This window comes from Parapedobacter indicus (genome assembly GCF_900113765.1).
Lineage (GTDB): Bacteria > Bacteroidota > Bacteroidia > Sphingobacteriales > Sphingobacteriaceae > Parapedobacter > Parapedobacter indicus.
Genome location: NZ_FOQO01000013.1, coordinates 116482 through 137024, shown reverse-complemented (window position 1 = coordinate 137024; position 20543 = coordinate 116482). Strand labels below are relative to the sequence as shown.

The 20543-nt window shown below is 53.1% G+C and carries 12 protein-coding genes; 9 read left to right on the top strand and 3 right to left on the bottom strand.

What is annotated here, in order from left to right; genetic code table 11:
• Window positions 1-4 precede the first annotated feature (4 nt).
• Together BMZ56_RS22520 and BMZ56_RS22515 are read left to right on the top strand one after the other, a co-directional pair.
• Window positions 5-1696: a RagB/SusD family nutrient uptake outer membrane protein gene (locus BMZ56_RS22520; protein ID WP_090631399.1), complete on the top strand. Its 1692-nt coding sequence runs from the start codon at window positions 5-7 to the stop codon at window positions 1694-1696.
• Between the two features lie 20 nt (window positions 1697-1716).
• Window positions 1717-2559: a hypothetical protein gene (locus tag BMZ56_RS22515; RefSeq protein ID WP_090631397.1), complete on the top strand. Its 843-nt coding sequence runs from the start codon at window positions 1717-1719 to the stop codon at window positions 2557-2559.
• A 67-nt stretch (window positions 2560-2626) separates the two neighbouring features.
• On the opposite strand, the gene BMZ56_RS22510 is transcribed toward BMZ56_RS22515, so the two are convergent.
• Window positions 2627-3850, bottom strand: coding sequence for an MFS transporter (locus BMZ56_RS22510; RefSeq protein ID WP_090631280.1), 1224 nt, complete (start codon window positions 3848-3850; stop codon window positions 2627-2629).
• Window positions 3851-4049: 199 nt separating this feature from the next.
• Window positions 4050-6455, bottom strand: a complete 2406-nt coding sequence (locus tag BMZ56_RS22505; protein WP_090631278.1) for a TonB-dependent siderophore receptor — start codon at window positions 6453-6455, stop codon at window positions 4050-4052.
• 210 nt (window positions 6456-6665) lie between these two features.
• On the opposite strand from BMZ56_RS22505, the gene BMZ56_RS22500 reads away from it, so the two are divergent.
• The 7 genes from BMZ56_RS22500 to BMZ56_RS22470 all read left to right on the top strand — a co-directional run bounded on the left by BMZ56_RS22500 (window position 6666) and on the right by BMZ56_RS22470 (window position 17524).
• Entirely contained in the window at window positions 6666-7256 is a 591-nt protein-coding gene (locus BMZ56_RS22500) for an RNA polymerase sigma factor (protein ID WP_090631275.1), read from the top strand.
• Between the two features lie 53 nt (window positions 7257-7309).
• On the top strand, window positions 7310-8449 hold the full coding sequence (locus tag BMZ56_RS22495; RefSeq protein WP_090631272.1) for a FecR family protein: 1140 nt from the start codon (window positions 7310-7312) through the stop codon (window positions 8447-8449).
• Window positions 8450-8609: 160 nt separating this feature from the next.
• Window positions 8610-12038 (top strand): SusC/RagA family TonB-linked outer membrane protein, encoded by a 3429-nt coding sequence (locus BMZ56_RS22490; protein WP_218146643.1) that lies wholly within the window; start codon window positions 8610-8612, stop codon window positions 12036-12038.
• A 13-nt stretch (window positions 12039-12051) separates the two neighbouring features.
• Window positions 12052-13554 (top strand): RagB/SusD family nutrient uptake outer membrane protein, encoded by a 1503-nt coding sequence (locus BMZ56_RS22485; protein ID WP_090631270.1) that lies wholly within the window; start codon window positions 12052-12054, stop codon window positions 13552-13554.
• A 4-nt stretch (window positions 13555-13558) separates the two neighbouring features.
• Complete coding sequence (locus tag BMZ56_RS22480; RefSeq protein WP_090631268.1) at window positions 13559-14515, top strand: hypothetical protein; 957 nt, start codon at window positions 13559-13561, stop codon at window positions 14513-14515.
• Window positions 14516-14540: 25 nt separating this feature from the next.
• Window positions 14541-16037: a hypothetical protein gene (locus BMZ56_RS22475; RefSeq protein WP_143073000.1), complete on the top strand. Its 1497-nt coding sequence runs from the start codon at window positions 14541-14543 to the stop codon at window positions 16035-16037.
• Window positions 16034-17524 (top strand): sialate O-acetylesterase, encoded by a 1491-nt coding sequence (locus BMZ56_RS22470; RefSeq protein ID WP_090631262.1) that lies wholly within the window; start codon window positions 16034-16036, stop codon window positions 17522-17524. The genes BMZ56_RS22475 and BMZ56_RS22470 overlap by 4 nt, the downstream gene beginning before the upstream one ends.
• Before the next feature lie 9 nt (window positions 17525-17533).
• Here BMZ56_RS22470 and BMZ56_RS22465 read toward each other — a convergent pair whose 3' ends face one another.
• A complete protein-coding gene (locus tag BMZ56_RS22465; protein ID WP_090631260.1) occupies window positions 17534-20392 on the bottom strand; it encodes a triple tyrosine motif-containing protein in 2859 nt (952 codons plus the stop codon).
• Window positions 20393-20543 lie beyond the last annotated feature (151 nt).

The window sequence follows — 20543 nt, the reverse complement described above, 5'->3', positions numbered from 1 at the left end:
AGAAATGAAACGAATTATCGCAATAACATTAGGAGTCATACTCTTATCCGGATGCGAAAGCTTTTTGGACACGACCAGTTATGACAAGAAAAATACCGGCAATTTCCCGATGAATGTGGCCGATGCCGAACAAATGATCACCGGTATCTATTCGACGATGAGTACTGCTATCGCTGACGCGGCTCATTCCCACTTTTACGCCGCGGAGCTGGCTTCGGATGACCGTTTCGGCGGCGGTGGCGAGAACGATCGCGATATGCACGGGCTCGATCACCTGATGAACACCCAACCCGACCGTTTCCTCCCTTTCTGGCGCGCGCGTTACCAAGGCATTTTCCGGGCCAATACCGCCATCGCTACGATGGACAACGTAACCGGTTGGAGCAATGAACAGCAGCGCAATCAGCTCTTGGGCGAAACCTACTTTCTGCGGGCGCTGTTTTACTTCGAGCTTTCCCAGCTATTTGGCGAAGTGCCATTGGTTATCGTGCCCGAAGCGGAAAATCTGCCCAAGGCACCCGCTGCCGAAACGTATGCGCAGATCGGCTATGACCTGCAGCAGGCCATAACGCTGTTGCCCTCCGTGCCGTATACCAACACGACGGCGGGCCATGCCACCAAATGGGCCGCTCAGGCGCTTGCGGCCCGGGTATTCTTGTTCTATACCGGCTATTATGAGCAGTCGTCGCTGCCCGTGGCCGGCGGAGGTGAACTCAACAAGGCGCAGATCGTCACTTGGCTCAACGAGTGCATCAGCAGCAGCGGTCACGACTTGGTATCCGACTTTCGTAATTTATGGCCTTATACGAATGAATATACTGCTGAAGATTATGCCTATACGCGTGATAACGATTTGGCTTGGGAAGGCGATGGAAATAAGGAAACTGTATTTGCCGTTAAATTCGGAACGTTGGTCGACTGGGGCGACCAGTACAAGCTGGGATATTCCAATCAATATGTGCTGCACTTCGGCATGCGGTCCAACAATGGGCAGGCAGGTACGTTTCCCTTTGGCGCAGGCTGGGGTGCAGGCCCGGTGAATACGAGGCTATGGAATGAATGGCGACAGGCCGAACCCACCGATATCCGGCGCACCGGTTCCATCATCGACGTAGAGAATGACCTGGAGAGCTATATTTACGGTGCTGATTCACAGATGGAAGAAACCGGGTTCTGGCAAAAGAAATACATGCCTGTCACCGCCTATCGGGATGGGACACTGCTTCCTTCTTATGCCATTCTGGCCGATGGGGCACCTACGGATATGCAGCTGGCCCATACCCAGGATCTGGTGCTGATTCGCTTTGCCGATGTATTGCTGATGCATTCCGAGCTGACTGAAGAGGCAACGGGTTTAAATCGTGTGCGTGCCCGGGCAAAGTTGGGCAATGTGGCCTATTCGCTGGAAGCGCTCAAGCGTGAGCGCCGTTGGGAACTTGCCTTCGAAGGACTGCGCTATTTCGATCTCATGCGTTGGCATGACGCCGCAAACGCACTGGCTGCACAGGAAGGTGTCGCCATTAAAAACAAAGGGGTAGATACCCAGATGAAGGGATTTGGCGGTGGATACAGTGCACGCTACCAAGCTACCGGCGGCTTTTGGCCGATCCCGCAAAACGAAATCGCCCTTTCCGACGGTGTACTGACACAGAATGCCGGATGGGGTACACCGGCAGATGAATTTCCGGGATGGTAAAACTTAAAAGGAAAAATATCATGAAAACCTTTATAAAACACTGCTCCAAGTGGGCAGTCCTACTGATCATGGCGGTCTCGGCCTGCGAACCCATCGAAGACCGTATGGAAATGGGCGGTGCCATTGCCGCCGAGCAACTCGACCTTACGGCAACGCTTATTCAGGTGAACGGGAAAAACTCTAACAAGGTAGCATTGGATAACCGGAGTCCGGTTCTTTCAAACTGGGATTACGGCACCGGTACCACACAACGGAAAACAGATACCGTACTGTTAGTGACCACCGGCGAGAATGAAATTATTTTTACAGGGCTCAATCCCGATGGTACTAAGATCACAAAAACATTGACCGTCAACGTCGACGAGCTGACCTTTGACGTACCCTTGGAATGGGGCTATCTCACCGGCGGATCGGAACGGACATGGGTATGGGATGATACCCAGCCTGCCGTATGGGGCAACGGCGGTTACATGGGTAGCAGTAAACCCGAATGGTGGGCATTGCCAGTCGCCGATATCGATGGACAGGCTAGCGGAGAAGGTGCCGGAGCCAAGATGGTGTTCTCTTTGCGGGGCGCCAAACTCACCAAGGTGAAGGCCGGTGGGCAGGAGGAAACGGGGAGCTTTTCATTCGATATGACCAAAATCATCACGCTGGACAATGGATCAGTATGGGCTACCGGTAAACTGACCACCAAAGGTGTTACCGTATTGTGTGGGAAATCACCCAACGAAGGAGGCGCACCTGTTTACGAGTATGACATCTTGCTGCTGGATGATGGCCGCATGGTACTAAGCTATCCAGAGCCTGGTGTGGGACCATGGGGTACCGCCTGGTTTTGGATGTTCAGGGCCATCGATTGATTGTTGATCGGCTATCAACCGTATATTTGCGTTTACCAGAGGCCATTCCGTTAAAGGGATGGCCTCTTTACCTTGCGCAATGAGCGAGTTCGGCTTTGTCCGACTCGGGGGCACTCTTAGGCGCAGATACGATCAACAAGCCGGTAGAGATGAGGGCAAGAATGAGGTAATTGACGGCTAATTGTCCTTGATCTGTAGCAGGCAGAATGGACACAAGGGCATAACTAACTAAGGAAGTTACGAGGTAAGAACCCCCGCTGGTAAGACCACCGGCCACGCCCGGATTTCTTGGAAACCGCGTAAGGCAGTGCGTAAAGTAAACATTGTACACAAATCCCGAAGCCACATGCAAGGCAAAGACAAAGCCCATCAGCGAATAGACATTGGCTATCCAGTTGGTGGTGGCTAGCATAGCCAGACCCACGATCCATTCGGCCGCAGTGGCATAACGCAACTTCGCCGTGAAGGGAGCATCCGTGAAGGCTCGACCGATGGAACCACCGCAGAGGAGTCCGAAGCCGGAAATAAGCGCGCAATAGCCTGTCACTATCGGCGATAGGCCCAGTTCATGTTCTATAATAAACGGAGCAGACATGCCAAAAAGCATCACCATGCTATAGCTGATGCCCAGTGTAACCAGTCCATAGGTGAAATCGGCGGTGCGGAGAATACGGCGGTAGATAGCCAGTTGCCCCTTAAAGCGGAAAGCCGGAAACCGTACCATGGCTTCGCCGCCGAAGCGTGCCTCCATAAGTAGTGCCAATAGTGCGTACGCTCCTAGGAAATAGAAGTTAGCCGTCCAACCCACCCACACCTGAAGGTAGCCGCCGATGAAAGGAGCGGTAATGGGAGCCAGCGCCCAGATCACCGTAAGCATGCTGGTGTAGCGTTGTAGCTTGCTCCCCGTGAATATATCAGCCAGGAAAGCCCGTTTGCTTACCACGATAAGGGCAGTTAGTGCTCCCTGCAGAATGCGCATGGCATACACAAAACCGATGTGGTGTATGGTAGCAATCGCAAAGTTACTGCCGGCAAAAAGCAGCAGCGATGCCAGAACAAGGCGGTAGCGTCCCCACGTATCCACCACACTGCCGGCTACGAGCATAGTCAGGCCATAGCTAATGAGAAAGCATGACAACGTAAGCTGGATTCCCGCAACGTCTGTATGCAGTGCCCGCTGCATCTCCGGAAATGAGGGCAGGTATACATCGGTGACCAAACCTGAGAGTGGGATAAGCAAAAAGGTAGAGAGCGTGGCAAGTTTTTCGTATCGTTGCTGATATCGTTTCATTCAAATCCTCCGAGGTGCAAAAGTAAGTAACATTTGTTGGGGCGGTAATCACGATACAGTAAAAAATGAAAGGTTTCCAAACGGGGAGAATGGAAACCTTTACTAACCAATTATAAACCTAAATTATGATGATACAAAGATAGTGTATTTTTCACACTATGCAAATTATTTTTTAATTTTTTTTAGTTATCTGCATATGCTAGAATTTGTAGCTTATAGAGAGTCTCAGATTGCGGGGTGCTTCGGTCTGCCAATAGAATGCGTTGTTCCACTCATAGTAGGTGCCGCTGTACAGGTAGTTATTCAAGAGGTTAAACGCGTTCAGCCGGACATTGAAATTCTGAATGTGATAATGGATACCGGCATCCAGTTTAAAATAATCGCCCAAAGGCATCCCTTCCAGTTCGCCGTCATAGGTTTTCCGATCCCATAGGTAGGTGAAGCCAGCGGAAATACCAACGTTGCGCAAGAAGCCTCGCTGAAGAGTGTAATCGAACCAGGCATTGGCTGTGTGGGTAGCATAGCCCGGTACGAGGTCTCCCACTTCAAAACCCTCAACTCCTTCATTCAGTTTAGTGATTTCCGCATGGGTATATGCATAGTTGGCCATTACGTCAAATCCGGGTAAGATGCGGCCCCTAACGTCGAGCTCAACGCCCCGTGCCACTTTCTGGCCCAATACAATGCTATAGCTTTGATTCGGGTCGCTGTGAAGCGGGTCGTTGGTAAGCTCATTTTCCTTTAGGATCCGGTACACGGATACACTCGTATTCCAGTTGCCACCTGCCCAGTTACGCTTAAGGCCGATTTCCTGGTTATTGCCTGTGATGGGTTTCACCCTGCCGCCGCCGTAAATGCGCCCAGCCTGGGGCACAAACGCCTGGTCGTATAACGCATAGGCGGAGGTATTTGGGTCGATGCTCCAGCTAAGGCCGATACGAGGTGTAAAGTGGCTGGCTTGATAGGCTTCTTCACCCCATTCACTCTGCCTAACCCAAGTGTAGCGTCCGGCCAGTGTCAGGCGTAATTGGTTCTGGAAAAAGCCCAATTCATCTTGCAGGTAAATGCCGGCATAGCGTTGGGTTTGAATGCCACCGGCAGTTTCGGCCCGTTCGCTTAACGGGGTTTCGCGATCAAATGTTGGATAACCATTTGCCGGGCGACCAAGGTCGGGGTTGTACACATCAAACGGATCGTCCTCCGTGTCCAGCGCAAAGCTTTGCCCCCAGTCGGCTAGGTAGTCTTTGTCGCCCACGTCAACACCCGCCAGCACCCGGTGCTGAATGCCGTTAGTATTAAAATGACCGTTTACAAATGCTTGGCCGAGGGCAGACCTGCTGAAGGCATCCCATATATCTACCCCCCGGATGATCTTCCCATCGTCGGTCATCTCGTTCTCCGGCCACATCGAAGAGCCCTTTTGATCGTAGCGCAGGTAATACCCCTGTGCGGTCACCTTCCAGTTGGGGGCTAGGTTGCGGGTCACGTTGAGCAAAAAGGTTTGATCGGTGATGTTGGTCGGATCCAGCCCTTCGGGGGTCATGGAAAAATTTTGGGGCAGCCACGCATATCCTTTGTTAACTGGTCCAAACACATAATAAGAACCCACGTCAGACATGCGTGCGTATTGCAGGGTATACTCCGCAGTGATCGTCGTCTTGTCATCCGGCCGGTAGGCAATTACTGGGGCTACCACATAGCGGTTGTCGGATTCATTTGGGCGGTGTGAACCTTTCGCCTGTGCCGATACATTTAACCGGTATAAGAATTTGCCGTTTTGGGATAGCTTACCGTCTAGGTCTACTGCTGCCCGGTAAAGGTTGTACTGACCCACCGTTATCGAGGCTTCGCCCTTGGTCTCGCCGGTTGGCTTTTTGGTCACCACGTTATAGGAACCTGAAGGATCGCCATTGGACAGCAGAAACCCGGCAGGTCCTTTCACAAATTCGATGTGATCTACAAAACTCATGTCTTCTGTAAGGGGCCCCCAGTAGGACGAAACCACGTTGAACCCATTGCGGAAGGCCTGTATCTGTGTGCCCCGCATGCTGATGTTGGTGTATAAGTTGCCCCAATGTTCCAGCCGCACTGCGCCGCTCACATTGCGGATCAATCCATCGCTCATACTGATTACCTGCTGATCTGACAGCGCTTTGGAAGAGACGACCTGTATATTCTGCGGCACCTCTACGAGCGGTTCATCCAATCGCAAGGTGGGAGAGGGAGCCAATGTGGTATAGCCCCTGGACTGTGTGATCAGCACTTCCTGCAATTGGGCACTGGTCATGTCGATGGTAAAATCTTGGGTTATCGAAGCGTCGGCACTGACGGTAAGCGTTTGCCGTTGTTTGGCCATGCCGACGGCGCTGACCTCCAGGGTAAGGGAACCCACTTCGGTCAGTTCGAGGCGGTAATGCCCTTGCTCATCGGTTGTCGTCCCCTGTCGGGTGCCAACCACCACGACACTGACCGCTGCGGCGGGCAGCCCATTGGAAGTAGAGATTTTCCCACTTACCACCGCATGGCCGCTATTTTGAGCATGGGATCCCGGAATACCGAGGAAAATTCCTGCAAATAAGAAAGTTAAGTAAGTAAAAGGTTTCATTCGTACGCTATATATTTTATATGATCAATCATAAACACGGAGCCTGCCCGGCCATTTCGGCACAATATTAGGAAACCTTTTGATTTATTTAAAATAATTCTAAATAATATCATCGGTAGATTTGTTCTGTTCGTCCGGATCCGTTTGATGGAATACGCGTATCGTCCTGATTTCCTATGTTGATGAAAAACTGTACTTTTATCACTTGCTATGAAGGTAACAGATAAGGACATCCTCCAATTGGCACAGACTGACCCGCGTAAAGCGTTTCATTGGATTTTCGGCCAGTATTGGGAAGAACTGTACCGGCATGCATGCCGCAGGGTCGATTCAGCAGAAACTGCCAAGGACCTGGTCCAGGAAGTATTTATCACCTGTTGGGACAATCTGGGCAAGTTATCCGCTCAGGAGCACCTGCAACCCTATCTGTATGCTGTATTACGCAATAAAATACTCAAGCTTTTCGAAAAAGATGAAGTCAGGTTGCGTTACGCCTTGCAGCACGCCGCTATTGATGCAGCGACTGATATCGATCCACAGCAGCAGCTGCTCACCAAAGAACTGGAGGACATCCTCGCCGATGAGATCGGTGCGCTTCCCGAGCGCATGCGGCAGATCTACCAGCTCCGGCATGACGAAGGGCTAAGCATCCGCGAAATTGCCGATCGGCTGCATTTATCGGAGCAGACCGTCAAAAACCAGTTGCATACCGCTACAAATCGGCTACGCGATCGTTTCACAGGCTACGGCCTTTCCCTCATCATGGCGGGTACGGTGCTGTGGATGCAGCAGGCGGTTTAAAAAAAATCATTTTGACCTAGTACTTTTTTGACTGTTACCGGATAAGTAAGTATATGGCCAATCTGAAAGACATACATCGGCTCATCCAGCGGTACAATGATGGCACGGCTACGCCCCAGGAACGGCAGCAGGTAGAACAGTGGTACGATACCATTCAGGGGCCCGATCATGGCGACTTCGCGCATCAGCCCGACGCAAAGGCATATGTGCGCCGTACGTTATGGGCAGACATCCGGCGGCAGCGGCCCGTCGGTGGAGGTATGCCGAGGCTGATGCGTTGGCTTCCCTACGCCGCAGCCGTATTCATTGCGGCGCTTGCCGGTACGTGGTTTTTTATCGGCGAACAGCATGCACATCAGGATACTGCTATAGAGAGCGCCTATGCCATCCATCCCGGCGGCAATCGCGCTACACTGATGCTGGGGGATGGCCGGACGATCAACTTAAGCGAAGCACAGTCGGGCATCGTAGTAGCGGATGGAATCACCTACAGCGACGGGACTGCGGTGGTGGGCAGATCCGCCAGCAAGGGAACCGGCGCCGAGCTATTGCAGCTGACCACCCCCAGAGGGGGGATCTACCAAATCACCCTGCCCGATGGCAGCCAGGTGTGGCTTAATTCGGGCACAACCTTAACATATCCGGCCCGCTTTGATGGCGGCGAGCGCATCGTGGAACTGGAGGGCGAGGCGTATTTTGAGGTAAAGAGCTTGAAACATATGCCCTTTAAGGTGAGAAGCAAAGGGCAGGAGGTATCGGTGCTGGGCACACAGTTCAACATCTCCGCCTATCCCGGAGACACCGATACCAAAACCACCTTGATCGATGGATCGGTCAAAGTCGCGGTACAGCACACAGGCCAGCAGTCGGCGGTTCTGCTGCGGCCGGGCCAGCAGTCGGTTTTCCAGCAATCGCAATTGACGGTGGTGGAAGTCAATACGGCTCCCTTTGTCGCATGGAAAAGTGGTTTCTTCCATTTCCGGCAGACGGAAATCCGGGAAGTCATGAACCAGCTGAGCCGTTGGTACAACATCGACGTTGTTTACGAAACCAATCTTCCGGGAGAAACTTTTTCGGGAAAAATGGAGCGGAATGTCAGCTTAGGCAATGTACTGGACTTTCTGTCCGGGTCGGGTATCAGATACCGTTTGGAGGGACGGCATCTGATCATCGAGGGGCTGACCTATCAATAACCAATGTATAGACCAAGGAGGTAAAATATGAAGAAATAAAGACCACCGTAGTGCAAAACAGGACGAGGAGGTGTTGCAACCACCTCCTCGCGATGTTCGGATATGCCGATAAGGCCTTGTATTGAAACCGGATTATAAACTATCCAAACAAACAAATTTAATGATAAATTATGTAATGTCACGCTGTGGGCTAAAAATTCCCACAGTGCTCAACCAATTATTACTTGTGATGCGGATAACCACGCTGTTCGTACTCCTCGGATTTCTGCACGTGAGTGCTGCTTCCTTGTCGCAGACGATCACGTTGCACGTCAAACGGCAACCCATTGAAGACGTATTTTCGGCCATCGAAAAGCAGACCGGATATTGGGTGATGTATAACGATCGGTTGGTCCATGCGGCGGAGCCGATTACGATCGAAGCAACCGACATGCCGCTGAAAGACTTCCTCAATAAAGTCCTGACACCACTTGCCCTTACCTATACGGTAGCGCATACCAACATCCTGATCAAGGCCAAAGACAATCGGGCGTTCGGTCATCGTACGCCGGGGAGCGAAACGGCCGTCGCTGAAATGCAGCAACAGACCCTGCGCGGCACCATCACGGACGGTGATGGGCAACCCCTTGCGGGCGTGACGGTGCGCATCCCCGGTACGACGGCCGCAACTACTTCCGACGAAAACGGGGTGTATGTCCTCACCGTACCGTCGGGAGGCCAGCAGATATCCTTTCGGATGGTGGGGTTTGAGTCCCGGGAATATGCCGTAGCCGGGTTAACGACCCTCGATGTCGTACTGCAGGCTACAGTGAGCGACCTCGATGAAGTTGTGGTAGTGGGCTACGGCGCCGTCAAGAAAAAAGACCTCACAGGGTCGGTTGCCTCGGTGCAAACGCAGGATTTCAAGGATATCCCCGCCAACTCCATTGAGAATCTGTTGCAGGGACGTGCATCCGGCCTGCAGATCGTCAAAACATCTCAGGATCCCGGTGCGGGCACCACGGTACGCATACGTGGAGGCAGTTCGTTGCGGGGATCCAATGCTCCCCTGTTGGTGGTTGACGGATTTCCCCTTGGCGACGCGGGTAATCTCAAGCAGATCAACCCCGCAGATATTGTATCGATCGAAGTGATGAAAGATGCTTCGGCATCCTCCATTTATGGGTCACGCGGCGCCAACGGTGTGATTATGGTCACCACGCGCAAAGCCGCTGCCGGCAAAACGGAAATCAATGCCAAACACCAGACCACGCTGTCGCAGTTTGCGTCAGACATTATCCAATGGACGGATCCGGCCCTCATGGCCCAGCTGGATAACGAAGCCAAGATCAATGGGGGCATGCCTCCGCTCTACGTCGGAGCGGTCAATTCTACGGGCATCTACTATCCCTCGGTGCGGGAAATACAGGACGGCACATGGCCCCATTTCACCGATTGGGCAGACGTTGTTTTCCGGGACAATGCCCTTACCCATACGACTACCGTGTCCCTGGCCAATGCCAACGACAAAACGTCATTCAATCTCAGTGCCAACAACTTCGCGCAGGATGGCGTGTACATTAAAGACGCATACAACAAGCAGATCCTGAACCTGAACATCAAACATGAAATCAGCAAGCGGCTGACGGTTAGCGCATTCAATAACCTCTCGCGCGATACCCGGACGGCCAACAGCGGGCTTCCCTACTGGCGTAATCCGCTGTGGCCGGTGTACGACGAAGCGGGAGGGTACTTTCTGGCCGGTGCGGCCGACTACGAGCATCCCCTCGCGTGGACCGACCACCGGAAAAGCATCAACAAGGGTACGGATTTTATCTCTTCCTGGCTACTCGACCTGGATGTAGTTGACGGGCTGAACCTGCGGTCGCAGTTCAATTATAAGTATGGCGCGTCCATCACGGACCGGTATGAACCCGATGTATACACCGAAACCGGTACCAACAACAAAGGAGCGGCATTCCTGGACAACTGGATGGGGCAGGTATATACCGCAGATACGTACCTGACGTACGACAAGGCCTTTGGCAAAGATCATGCCCTCACCGCCATGCTGGGCCATTCCTACGAATATTCGTTGGCACGCTCCTCGGCACTGGAATCCTACAATTTCAAAAACGGAGCCTTGAACAACGAAAATATGGCATCGGGTGCACCCGAACTCAACCGGCATACCAACGGGCAGACGCTGACCAAACTGCTGTCGTTTTTCGGCCGTATGAATTATGCCTATAAAGACCGGTACCTGCTTACCTTAACCCTGCGTGCCGATGGTTCATCCAAATTCAGTGCCAACCACAAGTGGGCCTATTTCCCTTCGGGTGCACTCAGCTGGAAGCTGCACGAAGAAGACTTCATCAAAGACCTTGGCATTTTTGACGAGCTGAAGCTCCGTGCCAGCTATGGTATATCTGGCAACCAGGGCATCTCCCCTTACCAGACCCTCAGCCGTTACGGCATTGAAACCTTCTTTACGGACGGTGCCTGGAATACCGCCATCGGCCCCGGCTATGTCATCGGTTTCACCGGCGTGGGCGGTAGGTACAAAGAATGGGGAGGCATCCCTAACCGCGACCTGAAATGGGAAACCACTGCGCAATACAACCTCGGACTTGACGTTTCTTTCCTGCGGAACCGGTTGCGGCTTACCGCTGATTATTACGACAAGCATACGTTCGATCTGCTGCGGGAGCGGTACCTCGCCCTCAGTTCGGGATATGACCGCATGTGGGTAAACGACGGGGAGATTGCGAACCGCGGTGTGGAGTTGACGGTCGATGCAGACATCGTACGCACACGTGATTGGGATTTTTCCGGCACGTTCATCTTTTCGCGCAACGTAAATAAGGTAGTGAGCCTGGGCGACGCCATTACCTCGGGTCTGAATACCGACTACCTTTCGGGCGTGCAGTACGAGTACTACGGCAACGGGGTGGACCCGTTCCGGGAACCCTCGCCCAATATCCTGGCCGTGGGGATGCCGGTCAACGTATTCTACGGATACCGCGTAAACGGCATCCTGCAATCTGCCGCGGAGGGCGCTGCTGCCGGGCTGCAGGGTGCAGAAGCCGGGGCGGGCGAATACCGGTATATGGATCTGAGCCAGGACGGGGTGTTCGACACGCGCGACCGCACCGTCATCCGTGATCCCAATCCCGACTTCCTGGCGAGCCTCAACCTACGGTCGCGCTACAAGAATTTTGACGTGAGTGTATTCCTCAATGGCGTATTCGGCAACGACGTGCTTTGGAGCGGTATGTATAATTCCGCCATGTATGTACCGCTGCGGTGGACACCCGACAACCCCACCCAGCAGTATCCCAGTGCGCGGCAAGGCAGGCTGTACTATACTTCAGACTGGTTTGTCAAAGACGGGAGTTTCCTGCGTGTCCAGAATGTCAACCTCGGATACACCCTGCGCTTCCCGCATGCATCGTGGATCCAGCAGGCACGGCTTTCGGTGAATGCGGAAAACCTGTTTACGTTCAGTTCTTTCGAGGGTTATGACCCTGAGGTGCCGCTCAATGGGCGGTACGGTGGTGGGTACCCGAAACTGCGGACCTTCACGTTTGGAATAGATTTCACCCTTTAACACGCAATCGATCATGAGCAAATACTTGTATATATTAATGCTGTCGCTGGGCCTTTGCCTCGGCGGGTGCAGCCTGGAGGAAGAACCATACGGGTTTTATTCCGAAGACAATTTTTACCGTACCGTGGAAGACGCGGAGTCGGCCCTGTACTATGCATACAATACCTTCTCGTACAACGAGTACGTACGCGCCATTTTCTACATTCACGAGCTGGCCACAGAGACCTGCGACGTCAAGGGCGAAGAAGGGTTCGGCTCCCAGGAGATCAACCGGTGGGATTACCAACTGTTCAGTGAAAACGAACAGCTGGAGCTCTTTTATAAATACGGCTATATTGCCATCAACCGGGCCAATGCCGTGATCGACAACATCGCGGCCAGCAACTTGCCCGACGATTTTAAATCGCGTGTACTGGGCGAGGCCCATTTCCTGCGTGCCTGGAATTACTATTACCTGGCGCAAACGTTCGGGTTGGTGCCGTTGCATACGCAGACAATCACCGCGGCATCGCAAACCGCGGCACCGCTGGCGGCAAATATGGATGAGCTGTATGACTTCATCATTGCCGACCTCCGCATCGCTGCCGAGCGGCTGCCGGTGCAGCGCATGGTGGGCCGGGCCGACCAGGTTGCCGCACAGGCCCTGCTGGCCAAGGTTTACCTGAGCATCGCCTCGTCCAAGGAGAGCCAGGTGAACCTGTACCGCGACATGCAGCGCGACGTCACGCTCATGTACGACAGCGCAGCCTATTGGAGCCGCAAGGTGCTTTACGACCAGTCAGAGTACGGCCTGTCGCCCGATCTGCTGAGCATTTACGATACGCGGAAGCCCGAAGGACCGGAACATATCTTCATGATGTCGATGGACAAATCCGGTATTGACGAGGGTAATTTTTCATCCATCGACAAGATGTTCATCCCGTATAAAAACGGCGGTAGCCTATGGTTCCCCAATCCCGACGGAACCTACACCCAGGCGACCAACATGGGGTGGGGGGTGTTTGTGACCACCGACCTGTTTGCCAACAGCTATGCCGATGGCGATAAGCGCAAAAGCCAGCTCATGGCCAAGCGTTATTATACGAAGGCCGACGGATCGGCATGGGAGGATAACGACTATTACCTCACGCGCAAGTATGTGGATCCCGATTTCGTGGGGGTCAAATCCAGCACCCGTCCTTTCCTCATTCGGTTTTCAGACATTGCCCTCACCTTTGCCGAGTCGGTCGGACCAACGGTCGAAGGGTACCAGTGGGTGGATGCCATCCGGCAGCGCGCGGGTCTTGACGGCCTGCCTGAAGGGCTAGGAATCGCGCAATTCCGGGAGGCTGTGTTTGCCGAGCGGGCTTTTGAGCTTGCCTTTGAGGGTAAGCACCTGCACGACCTGCGGCGCAAGGCAAGGGTTACCGCGACCGATCCCCGTGCCGCCGCATCGGGTATTTCGGAAGCGCAGGCCGCATTTTACCCCCTTCCGCAGAAAGAAATTGATCTCAATCCGAGTATTCCAAGAAACTAAGCAAATGAACAAGTATCTTTTATATACGTATTGCCTGCTGCTGCTGGCCGGCTGCAAGCGGGATATCATGCAGGATGTCCGTGACCAGCAGTGGAACCACGAGCGGGCCATCATCGATATCGTGTTTGAAAACCAGGTGGGCACCGCAACAATCCAGCGCGACGAGCACAACGAAGGGACCGTGTCGTTTATGTATAATGCGACGGCAGGCGACGGCAACCGGCTAGTCATCAAAAGTCTGGAACTTTCCTACGGTGCGCAGTCAGAACTGTCCGAAGGCGATGAGCTCATTTTTGACGGCAACCATACGGCACAGTTGACGGTGACATCCAAATCCGGCAAAACGCGCGCCTGGACCATCCAGTACGTCCCGTTTGCGGACGAATTGGTGGGCACCTGGCAGATCACCACGCTGTCGGTATACGGCGGTGCATGGCCGGAATATGGCGGCTCCGCTGCCTATCCGGATATGGCTGAACGTGCGTGGAACTGGCAGCAGGATGGCAGTGGACCGGTAGCCGAATACGACAACACCCTCACGTTTACGCTGGAAGGCATTACCGAAGAGGGCGATGCCTATGGTAAGGTCATCAACCATGCCGGACCCGATGAGCAGTATGCCGACTTCATCTTCATCGACGATCCCGACGGTGCACGCACCCCCATCGATGTCAATTCGAAATACCGCAAGATCCCGGTGGGTGAAGGCACCTGGAAGCGCAACTCACGCCAGGGCACCCTGACCTTCTCCGGTGGCAGCACCGTATCCACGGGCCGGTTTGTGGGGAGCGGAACCGAAAAGCTGGACGACTTCAATAACGAGCTTACGTTGCCCGACCATGCATTTGTATTCGAGCTCACGCCATCCTTCGTCTGGATAGACATCTATAAAGACCGTGAGCGTTTTGTCGAAAATGCGAAGAAATACTGGGTACAGGTAACCAAGGTGTCCGATCAATAAACTATTCACACAAATTAAGAAACTCATGAAACTACAGGGCTGTTTATTCGGATTGATGCTGGCGGGCGTGTCGTCTGCCTGCCAGGACGTTCGGCTTGAATCCAAAAATATCAACAATGACATTGTGGTAAAGACCACGCCGGTTACCGGTCTGCCTTTCGAAGGCATTGGCCCGCAATGGGGCGGATATGACAACATCGAGCGATGGACGGGCAATGCTACCTTCACGGAGGCCGATTGGGCCACCCTGCGCGAGCGCGTGTCGTTCCTTAAACCGGGGCTGGTACGCATCATGGTCTCCCAGGGGTGGAATTACCTGACGGACGGGGCCTATCATCCCGAGAAAAGTGCGGGCGTACTGTTCCGGATACTGGATTTCTGCCAGGAGCAGGGCATTCAGGTAATGTACGGGGAATGGGGAGAGCGCGCACTGGAAGACGGCAGCGTGGATACCGACTGGTTGGACCGGTCTACCGACTTCCTGAAATACCTGTTGGATGTTAAAGGCTATACCTGCCTGAAATATTATAACATGTGCAACGAGCCCGCGGGCGACTGGTCGTCCATCGGGGGCAACTATGATCTTTGGCAGCAGACCTACGACCAGATCTTTTCCTTGATGGAGCAGAAAGGACTGTCGGACCGGATTACGGTCATTGCTCCCGACGTAGCCATCTGGAACGATACCAGTCTTTCGGACTGGATCACCCGTCCGGCCGCCCATTTCGGCGACCGCATCGGGGCCTATGACATCCATTCATATCCCACAGACGACCAGGTGAAAGGAGGCAGTTACCGCAGCGTGATTGAGGCCTACCGGGGAGTGGCCCCTGCCGGCAAACCCATGATCATGGGTGAACTGGGGTTCAAGTACAATCCCAATTCGGAACTCGGAGCTACCAACCTGGCCCGCATCGCGGAAGATCCCTTTGCCGGCGACGACTCGAACATGATGGTCTACGATGCTTTTTATGGGGTGGATGTGGCCGATGCCGTCATCCAGAACATGCTGGCAGGCTACAACGGTGTCATCCTCTGGAACATGGACGATGCGATGTATGAAGACCAGAATGATAAATTGAAGCGATGGGGATTCTGGAACATCCTGGGCGAAGAGCGTTTCGGCGGGGCGACAGATGAGGCCATCCGGCCGTGGTTTTATCCCATGTCGTTGCTATGCCGTTATTTTCCGGCAGGGTCGAACCTGCTGCAGGTAGCTATCCCCGAGAAAAAGGGACTGCAGGCCATCGCCGCCGAAAAATCGGGCGCGCATACCATCGCCATTGCCAATTCGCATGCTGCGGCGTATACATTGCAGCTAAAGGCCGACCAAGGCATGACGCTCAGCAACGCAAAAGTATACCGGTTTACAGCCGGGCAGGGAACCGCCTTTGAGGGCGCGGTAGATGCCAACGGCTTTGCGGTTCCCGAAAGTGTGGAAACCATCCAGCTTGGCAATGGCCAGTCTCGTACGATTACGCTTCCCGGCCACACGCTCGTGTTGATAACCACCCTGCCATGAAACGGACAGACTTTTTGATCGCACTTGTAGTGTGCTGTGCGATGGGTTGTTCGGGCAAGGAGGAGCCTGCCGGTCCCGAAGGAGGGAACGGCAGGCTCTCTGAAAAACTGACGGTGGGCCCTAGCCTTCAGGCGCACATGGTCATGCAGCAGAACAAACCGTTTACGATTTCGGGAACAGGCACCGCGGGCCAATACGTCGAAATTTCCTGCAGTTGGGAAGAGAAGTCCAGCCGGATACAGGTATCGGCAGACGGCAGCTGGCGGCATACGGTGACTGCGCCCAACGGTGGTTTTAACGCTCAGCAGGTTACTGTGTCGGGCAAACAGACACTCACATTTGACGATATCCTCATCGGCGAAGTATGGGTTTGCAGCGGCCAGTCCAACATGTGGTGGCCGCTAAAAGATACCGAAGGGGGGCTTTCCGAGATGATCGGTGCCAATGCCAGCCTGCCCATCCGGCTGCTGCATGTGCCACAGGTACAGGCGTCTGCACCCGTAGCTACGCTGCCTGCCACGTGGCAGCCCTGTACAGCCGGTTCGCTGGAGTGGTTCAGTGCAGTAGCTTATTTCTTCGGCAAGCAGCTGGTGGAGGCATTGCAGGTGCCGGTGGGGCTGATCAATGCCAGCTGGGGAGACACCACGGGCGAAGTGTGGGCAGAACGGGACGCTGTATTGGCCAATGATGCCATCCGTGAGCAGGCGCTCAAGCAGGATGCCACGCCGCGGGCAGACGCCCAAGCACCCTATCGCATCGGGTCGGCTTTCAATGCGATGATCTATCCGCTGCGGGACATCCCGGTGGCCGGTGTCATCTGGTACCAAGGTGAAGCCAATATGGATGCCCCTGGTACCTATCCGGCGCTACTGGCTACCCTGGCAGCCAGCTGGCGCAAGCTATGGGGCGTCGAATCTGCAGACTTCCCGTTTTACATTGCCCAGATCTGCCCCTATCAGCGGGCATTTGACTATCAGGTCAACTATGCCAATCCCAACATGCGGTTTGCGCAACAGAGGGCCAGCGAGCAGATCCCCAACAGTGGCGTGATCTGCAACGACGACATCGGCGATATCCACGACATCCATCCCAGGAACAAGCTGGACGTTGGCAAGCGCTTTGCCTTTTTGGCGCTGGAGAATAAATATGGCCGGACAGGCCAGCCAAAATCGCCCCTCTATGCAGGCCACCGGATTATCGGCAACACGCTGGAAGTGGATTTTCGGCATGCCGGATCGGGATTGAAAACGGTCGATGGATTATCGCCTACCTTTTTCGAACTGGCGGGTGCCGATCGCGTATTCCATCCTGCGAATGCGGAGATCAGTGGTAGCACCGTCCGGCTCACGGCAGCTGCCGTGCCCGAACCTGCGTATGCCCGGCTTGGCTGGAGCTACACGCGTACCACCAACCTGCGGAGCAACGAGGGTTTGCCGGTAGGGGTGTTCAAGACGTACGATTGGGCGGAGCCTGCGGAAGAGCCTTAAACAAATGAATCAAATAGTTGCCAGGTACTCGCTCAGCGACAGCTCGGTTGGCAGTCCCAGTTTTTTACGGAGTCGGTAGCGATGGATTTCAACGCCTCTAACCGAGATGTTCTGTAACTGTGCAATCTGTTTGGAAGAGAAATTCAGGCGTAGGTAGGCGCAAACTTTCAAGTCTGTGCGCGTTAAGTCGGGGTGAGCGGTTTTCAGCCGGTTAAGAAAGCCGTCGATCAGTTCGTCAAAGTGGGCGGCAAACTGATCCCAGTTGGCACTGTTCTTTTCAACATCTTTGAGCAGTGAAGTGATTCGTTTCAGGTCGTTTTCATCTTCGGCGTGTAGGTTTAATTTGGTGATTTCGACCTTGAGTTTGATCAATGCATCCGTGTTTTCCATCAGTTGCATACTCGTATTGGCCAATTCTTTGGTCTTCAGTAGTACTTCGTTTTCCAATTTTTCATTCTGCAATTTTACGATCTCCTTTTCATTCTTCTCGATCTCCAGTTGATGGATATACCGCAATTGATGCAGTTTTCCTTCGAATTCGAGCTGTTGCAGCCGCCACGCCCGTTGCTGCCAGCGGATCAATAGGTAAACCCCCGTCAGAAATAAAAAGAAATAGCCCAGCATTGCCCAAACCGTTTTATACCAAGGGGGCAGAATCACAAACGTATAGGCAATGATTTCCGATTCGTTTCCCGGATTCTTTCGTGCCTTTAGCTTAAATGTATACCTACCGTTGGAGAGATTCGTGTAATGTTTTTCAGTGGCCGAGCTCCATTCAGACCAACCGGTATCATACCCTTCCAACCAATAGCTATAGGTTACATGGTTCTGTATGCCGAAGCTTGGCGAGCCGTATTTAAAATGATAGGAGTCGAACGAAGGGGGCAGTTCGGGTATCTGCGAAGGAAAATATCCTCCAAAAATAAGACTATCTTTTTTGCCCGAAGTTTTTATGGAAGATAGCAGCGCCGCGGGCTGAGGAGTGTCGCCGGTGTATTTTTCATAGTTGATGTGAATGATGCCCTTTTCGGAGCCGATGTAGATATTATTCCGGTTATATGGGTAAATATTTTCGAATCCGGAAGTGTTGAGCCCTTCGATCTCGGGGAAAAACGTGATCTCTCGGCTGGCTTCTTCTTCCGCAAACCGCGCCACTCCGACTTTTTTTCCGCTGCAGAACCATACATTGCCATCTACGTCATCTTTCAGGTATTTAATGGGGATTCCCCGAAAACATGTGAATGACGCAGATGGGACAAAGCGTTGGGAGACCGTATCAAATTCATAGATGCCCGATTCGGTCGCAAACACGATGCGGTTGGCGATTTTAAAAACATAATTTTGGAAAGACGAAGGCAGGCCGTCGTTTTGGGTGAAGAGACGCGCTTCGTATTGCATACTGTCCGGCGCAATACGCAACCGATAAATGCCGCGGTAGGGATGCGATGCCCATACATCACCGTTTTCATCCCGTTCCAGAAAACGGTATGAATCGGGCTGCCCCGTTAAGGTGCCCAATTTCTGGAAACGGCCCTTTGAATAATGTAGCAGGTCTAAACCGTAATAGGTGCCCACCACGATATCGGATACCGGATACACGGAAGATAAGGGTAGGAACATCCAGGAACCAGTACCTGCCGCAAGGGGTATGGCCGTTTTATCTTTGATGATAAAGACACCGGCATTATGAGCAAGGAGCAGCTGACCGTTTACCTCCTCCAGGCGCCAGGCTTCACCTCGGTCGCTGCCGGCAACCAACGAGAAACTACCCTGGGATAGGCTGTGATCCGTGGCATCTGGTGCCAATGGAGCCACGTATACACCGTTGGAAGAAGACAGGTACAGGTTCTTTTTAAACACACGGGTAGAAAACCCCGTGACGTCATTTTCCAGGTTGGGGCGAAAATATTTGACAACGCTGTTGTAGCTGATTACCGCGATCGCGTTGTCAACTCCGGCCCAGATATTACCATCTCGATCGGTGAAGACAGCGGAGACGTTATTATTTGGTAAGCCTTCGGCAACACCGATGCGCTGGATTACCTGGCCGTCGAGGTTGCGGATCAAGCAACCTGCCAGGGATGTTGCCGTGGCATATTCTGTGTCACTGATTCTCGAGAACGAGGGGGTATACAGATCCCGCCACGGTCCAGTGTCCAGCAGCTGGAACTTGTCCTCGTGCAACAAGTACATTTGATTGGTTAAGGTAGCGAATAAAACGCTGTCTTCACCGATGGAAAAGACGTCGGCAATGGCGGCATCTTTCAGCAGGTTTTCCGGGGATAACGGCGACCACCGATTGTTCCGGAATTCAAGCAACCCATTTTCCCGATCCTGTGCGAATAGCCGGCCTTCCGAATGACCGAGGAACTGCCAGGTTGTAGTAGCGTTGTGTACGGTAATCCGGCCGTTGGTCAGTTCAAAGATGCGGTCGTTGGTCCGAAAAAAAACCGACGAACCTTGTTTGGCCGTATTCCACACATCGGCAAATTTCCGGTGTTTTTCCGGGATGAGCTCCGTCAGTGACGTGTAATGTAGCGATGTGTGTGAGGCTTCAAAATAGCCGAACTCGCCCTGGCCACCTACATAAATCCGGTCGTTCCCATCGATATACAGCGAACGGGCGATTGTGCCATTGGGCAGTGGATAAAGTTTCCAATATCCCCCGTCAAACGTAATCAGCCCTTCATTATTGGCAAAATAAAGAATTCCCCTGCTATCTTGCTTAATATCCCAAGTACGGCTTCCGCCCTGGAATATCGCTTTGCTGTAGTTAAAAACCAAGGGAATGCCCAGCGTATTCTGCCCCCATACTAGGTAAGGCAGGACAATTAACCAAAGGGGTATCAACCGGATGATGAACGTCATATAGATTTATTCGTCAGTTGTTGTGACGCTGAAGTAGGACAAATATAGCGAAATCATCAGATTTCGCAGTTATGATGTAGAAATGTTGTAGTGTAATATTTCCGATTTACCTGCTTCGTATGCTATTTTTGACCTACTGATTGTAAACAAG

Coding starts and splice junctions, on each gene's coding strand:
- BMZ56_RS22500 (WP_090631275.1), top strand. CDS start 6,666: ATGAAGGTAACAGATAAGGACATCCTCCAATTGGCACAGACTGACCCG.
- BMZ56_RS22515 (WP_090631397.1), top strand. CDS start 1,717: ATGAAAACCTTTATAAAACACTGCTCCAAGTGGGCAGTCCTACTGATC.
- BMZ56_RS22470 (WP_090631262.1), top strand. CDS start 16,034: ATGAAACGGACAGACTTTTTGATCGCACTTGTAGTGTGCTGTGCGATG.
- BMZ56_RS22465 (WP_090631260.1), bottom strand. CDS start 20,392: ATGACGTTCATCATCCGGTTGATACCCCTTTGGTTAATTGTCCTGCCT.
- BMZ56_RS22520 (WP_090631399.1), top strand. CDS start 5: ATGAAACGAATTATCGCAATAACATTAGGAGTCATACTCTTATCCGGA.
- BMZ56_RS22510 (WP_090631280.1), bottom strand. CDS start 3,850: ATGAAACGATATCAGCAACGATACGAAAAACTTGCCACGCTCTCTACC.
- BMZ56_RS22485 (WP_090631270.1), top strand. CDS start 12,052: ATGAGCAAATACTTGTATATATTAATGCTGTCGCTGGGCCTTTGCCTC.
- BMZ56_RS22505 (WP_090631278.1), bottom strand. CDS start 6,455: ATGAAACCTTTTACTTACTTAACTTTCTTATTTGCAGGAATTTTCCTC.
- BMZ56_RS22475 (WP_143073000.1), top strand. CDS start 14,541: ATGAAACTACAGGGCTGTTTATTCGGATTGATGCTGGCGGGCGTGTCG.
- BMZ56_RS22480 (WP_090631268.1), top strand. CDS start 13,559: ATGAACAAGTATCTTTTATATACGTATTGCCTGCTGCTGCTGGCCGGC.
- BMZ56_RS22490 (WP_218146643.1), top strand. CDS start 8,610: ATGATAAATTATGTAATGTCACGCTGTGGGCTAAAAATTCCCACAGTG.
- BMZ56_RS22495 (WP_090631272.1), top strand. CDS start 7,310: ATGGCCAATCTGAAAGACATACATCGGCTCATCCAGCGGTACAATGAT.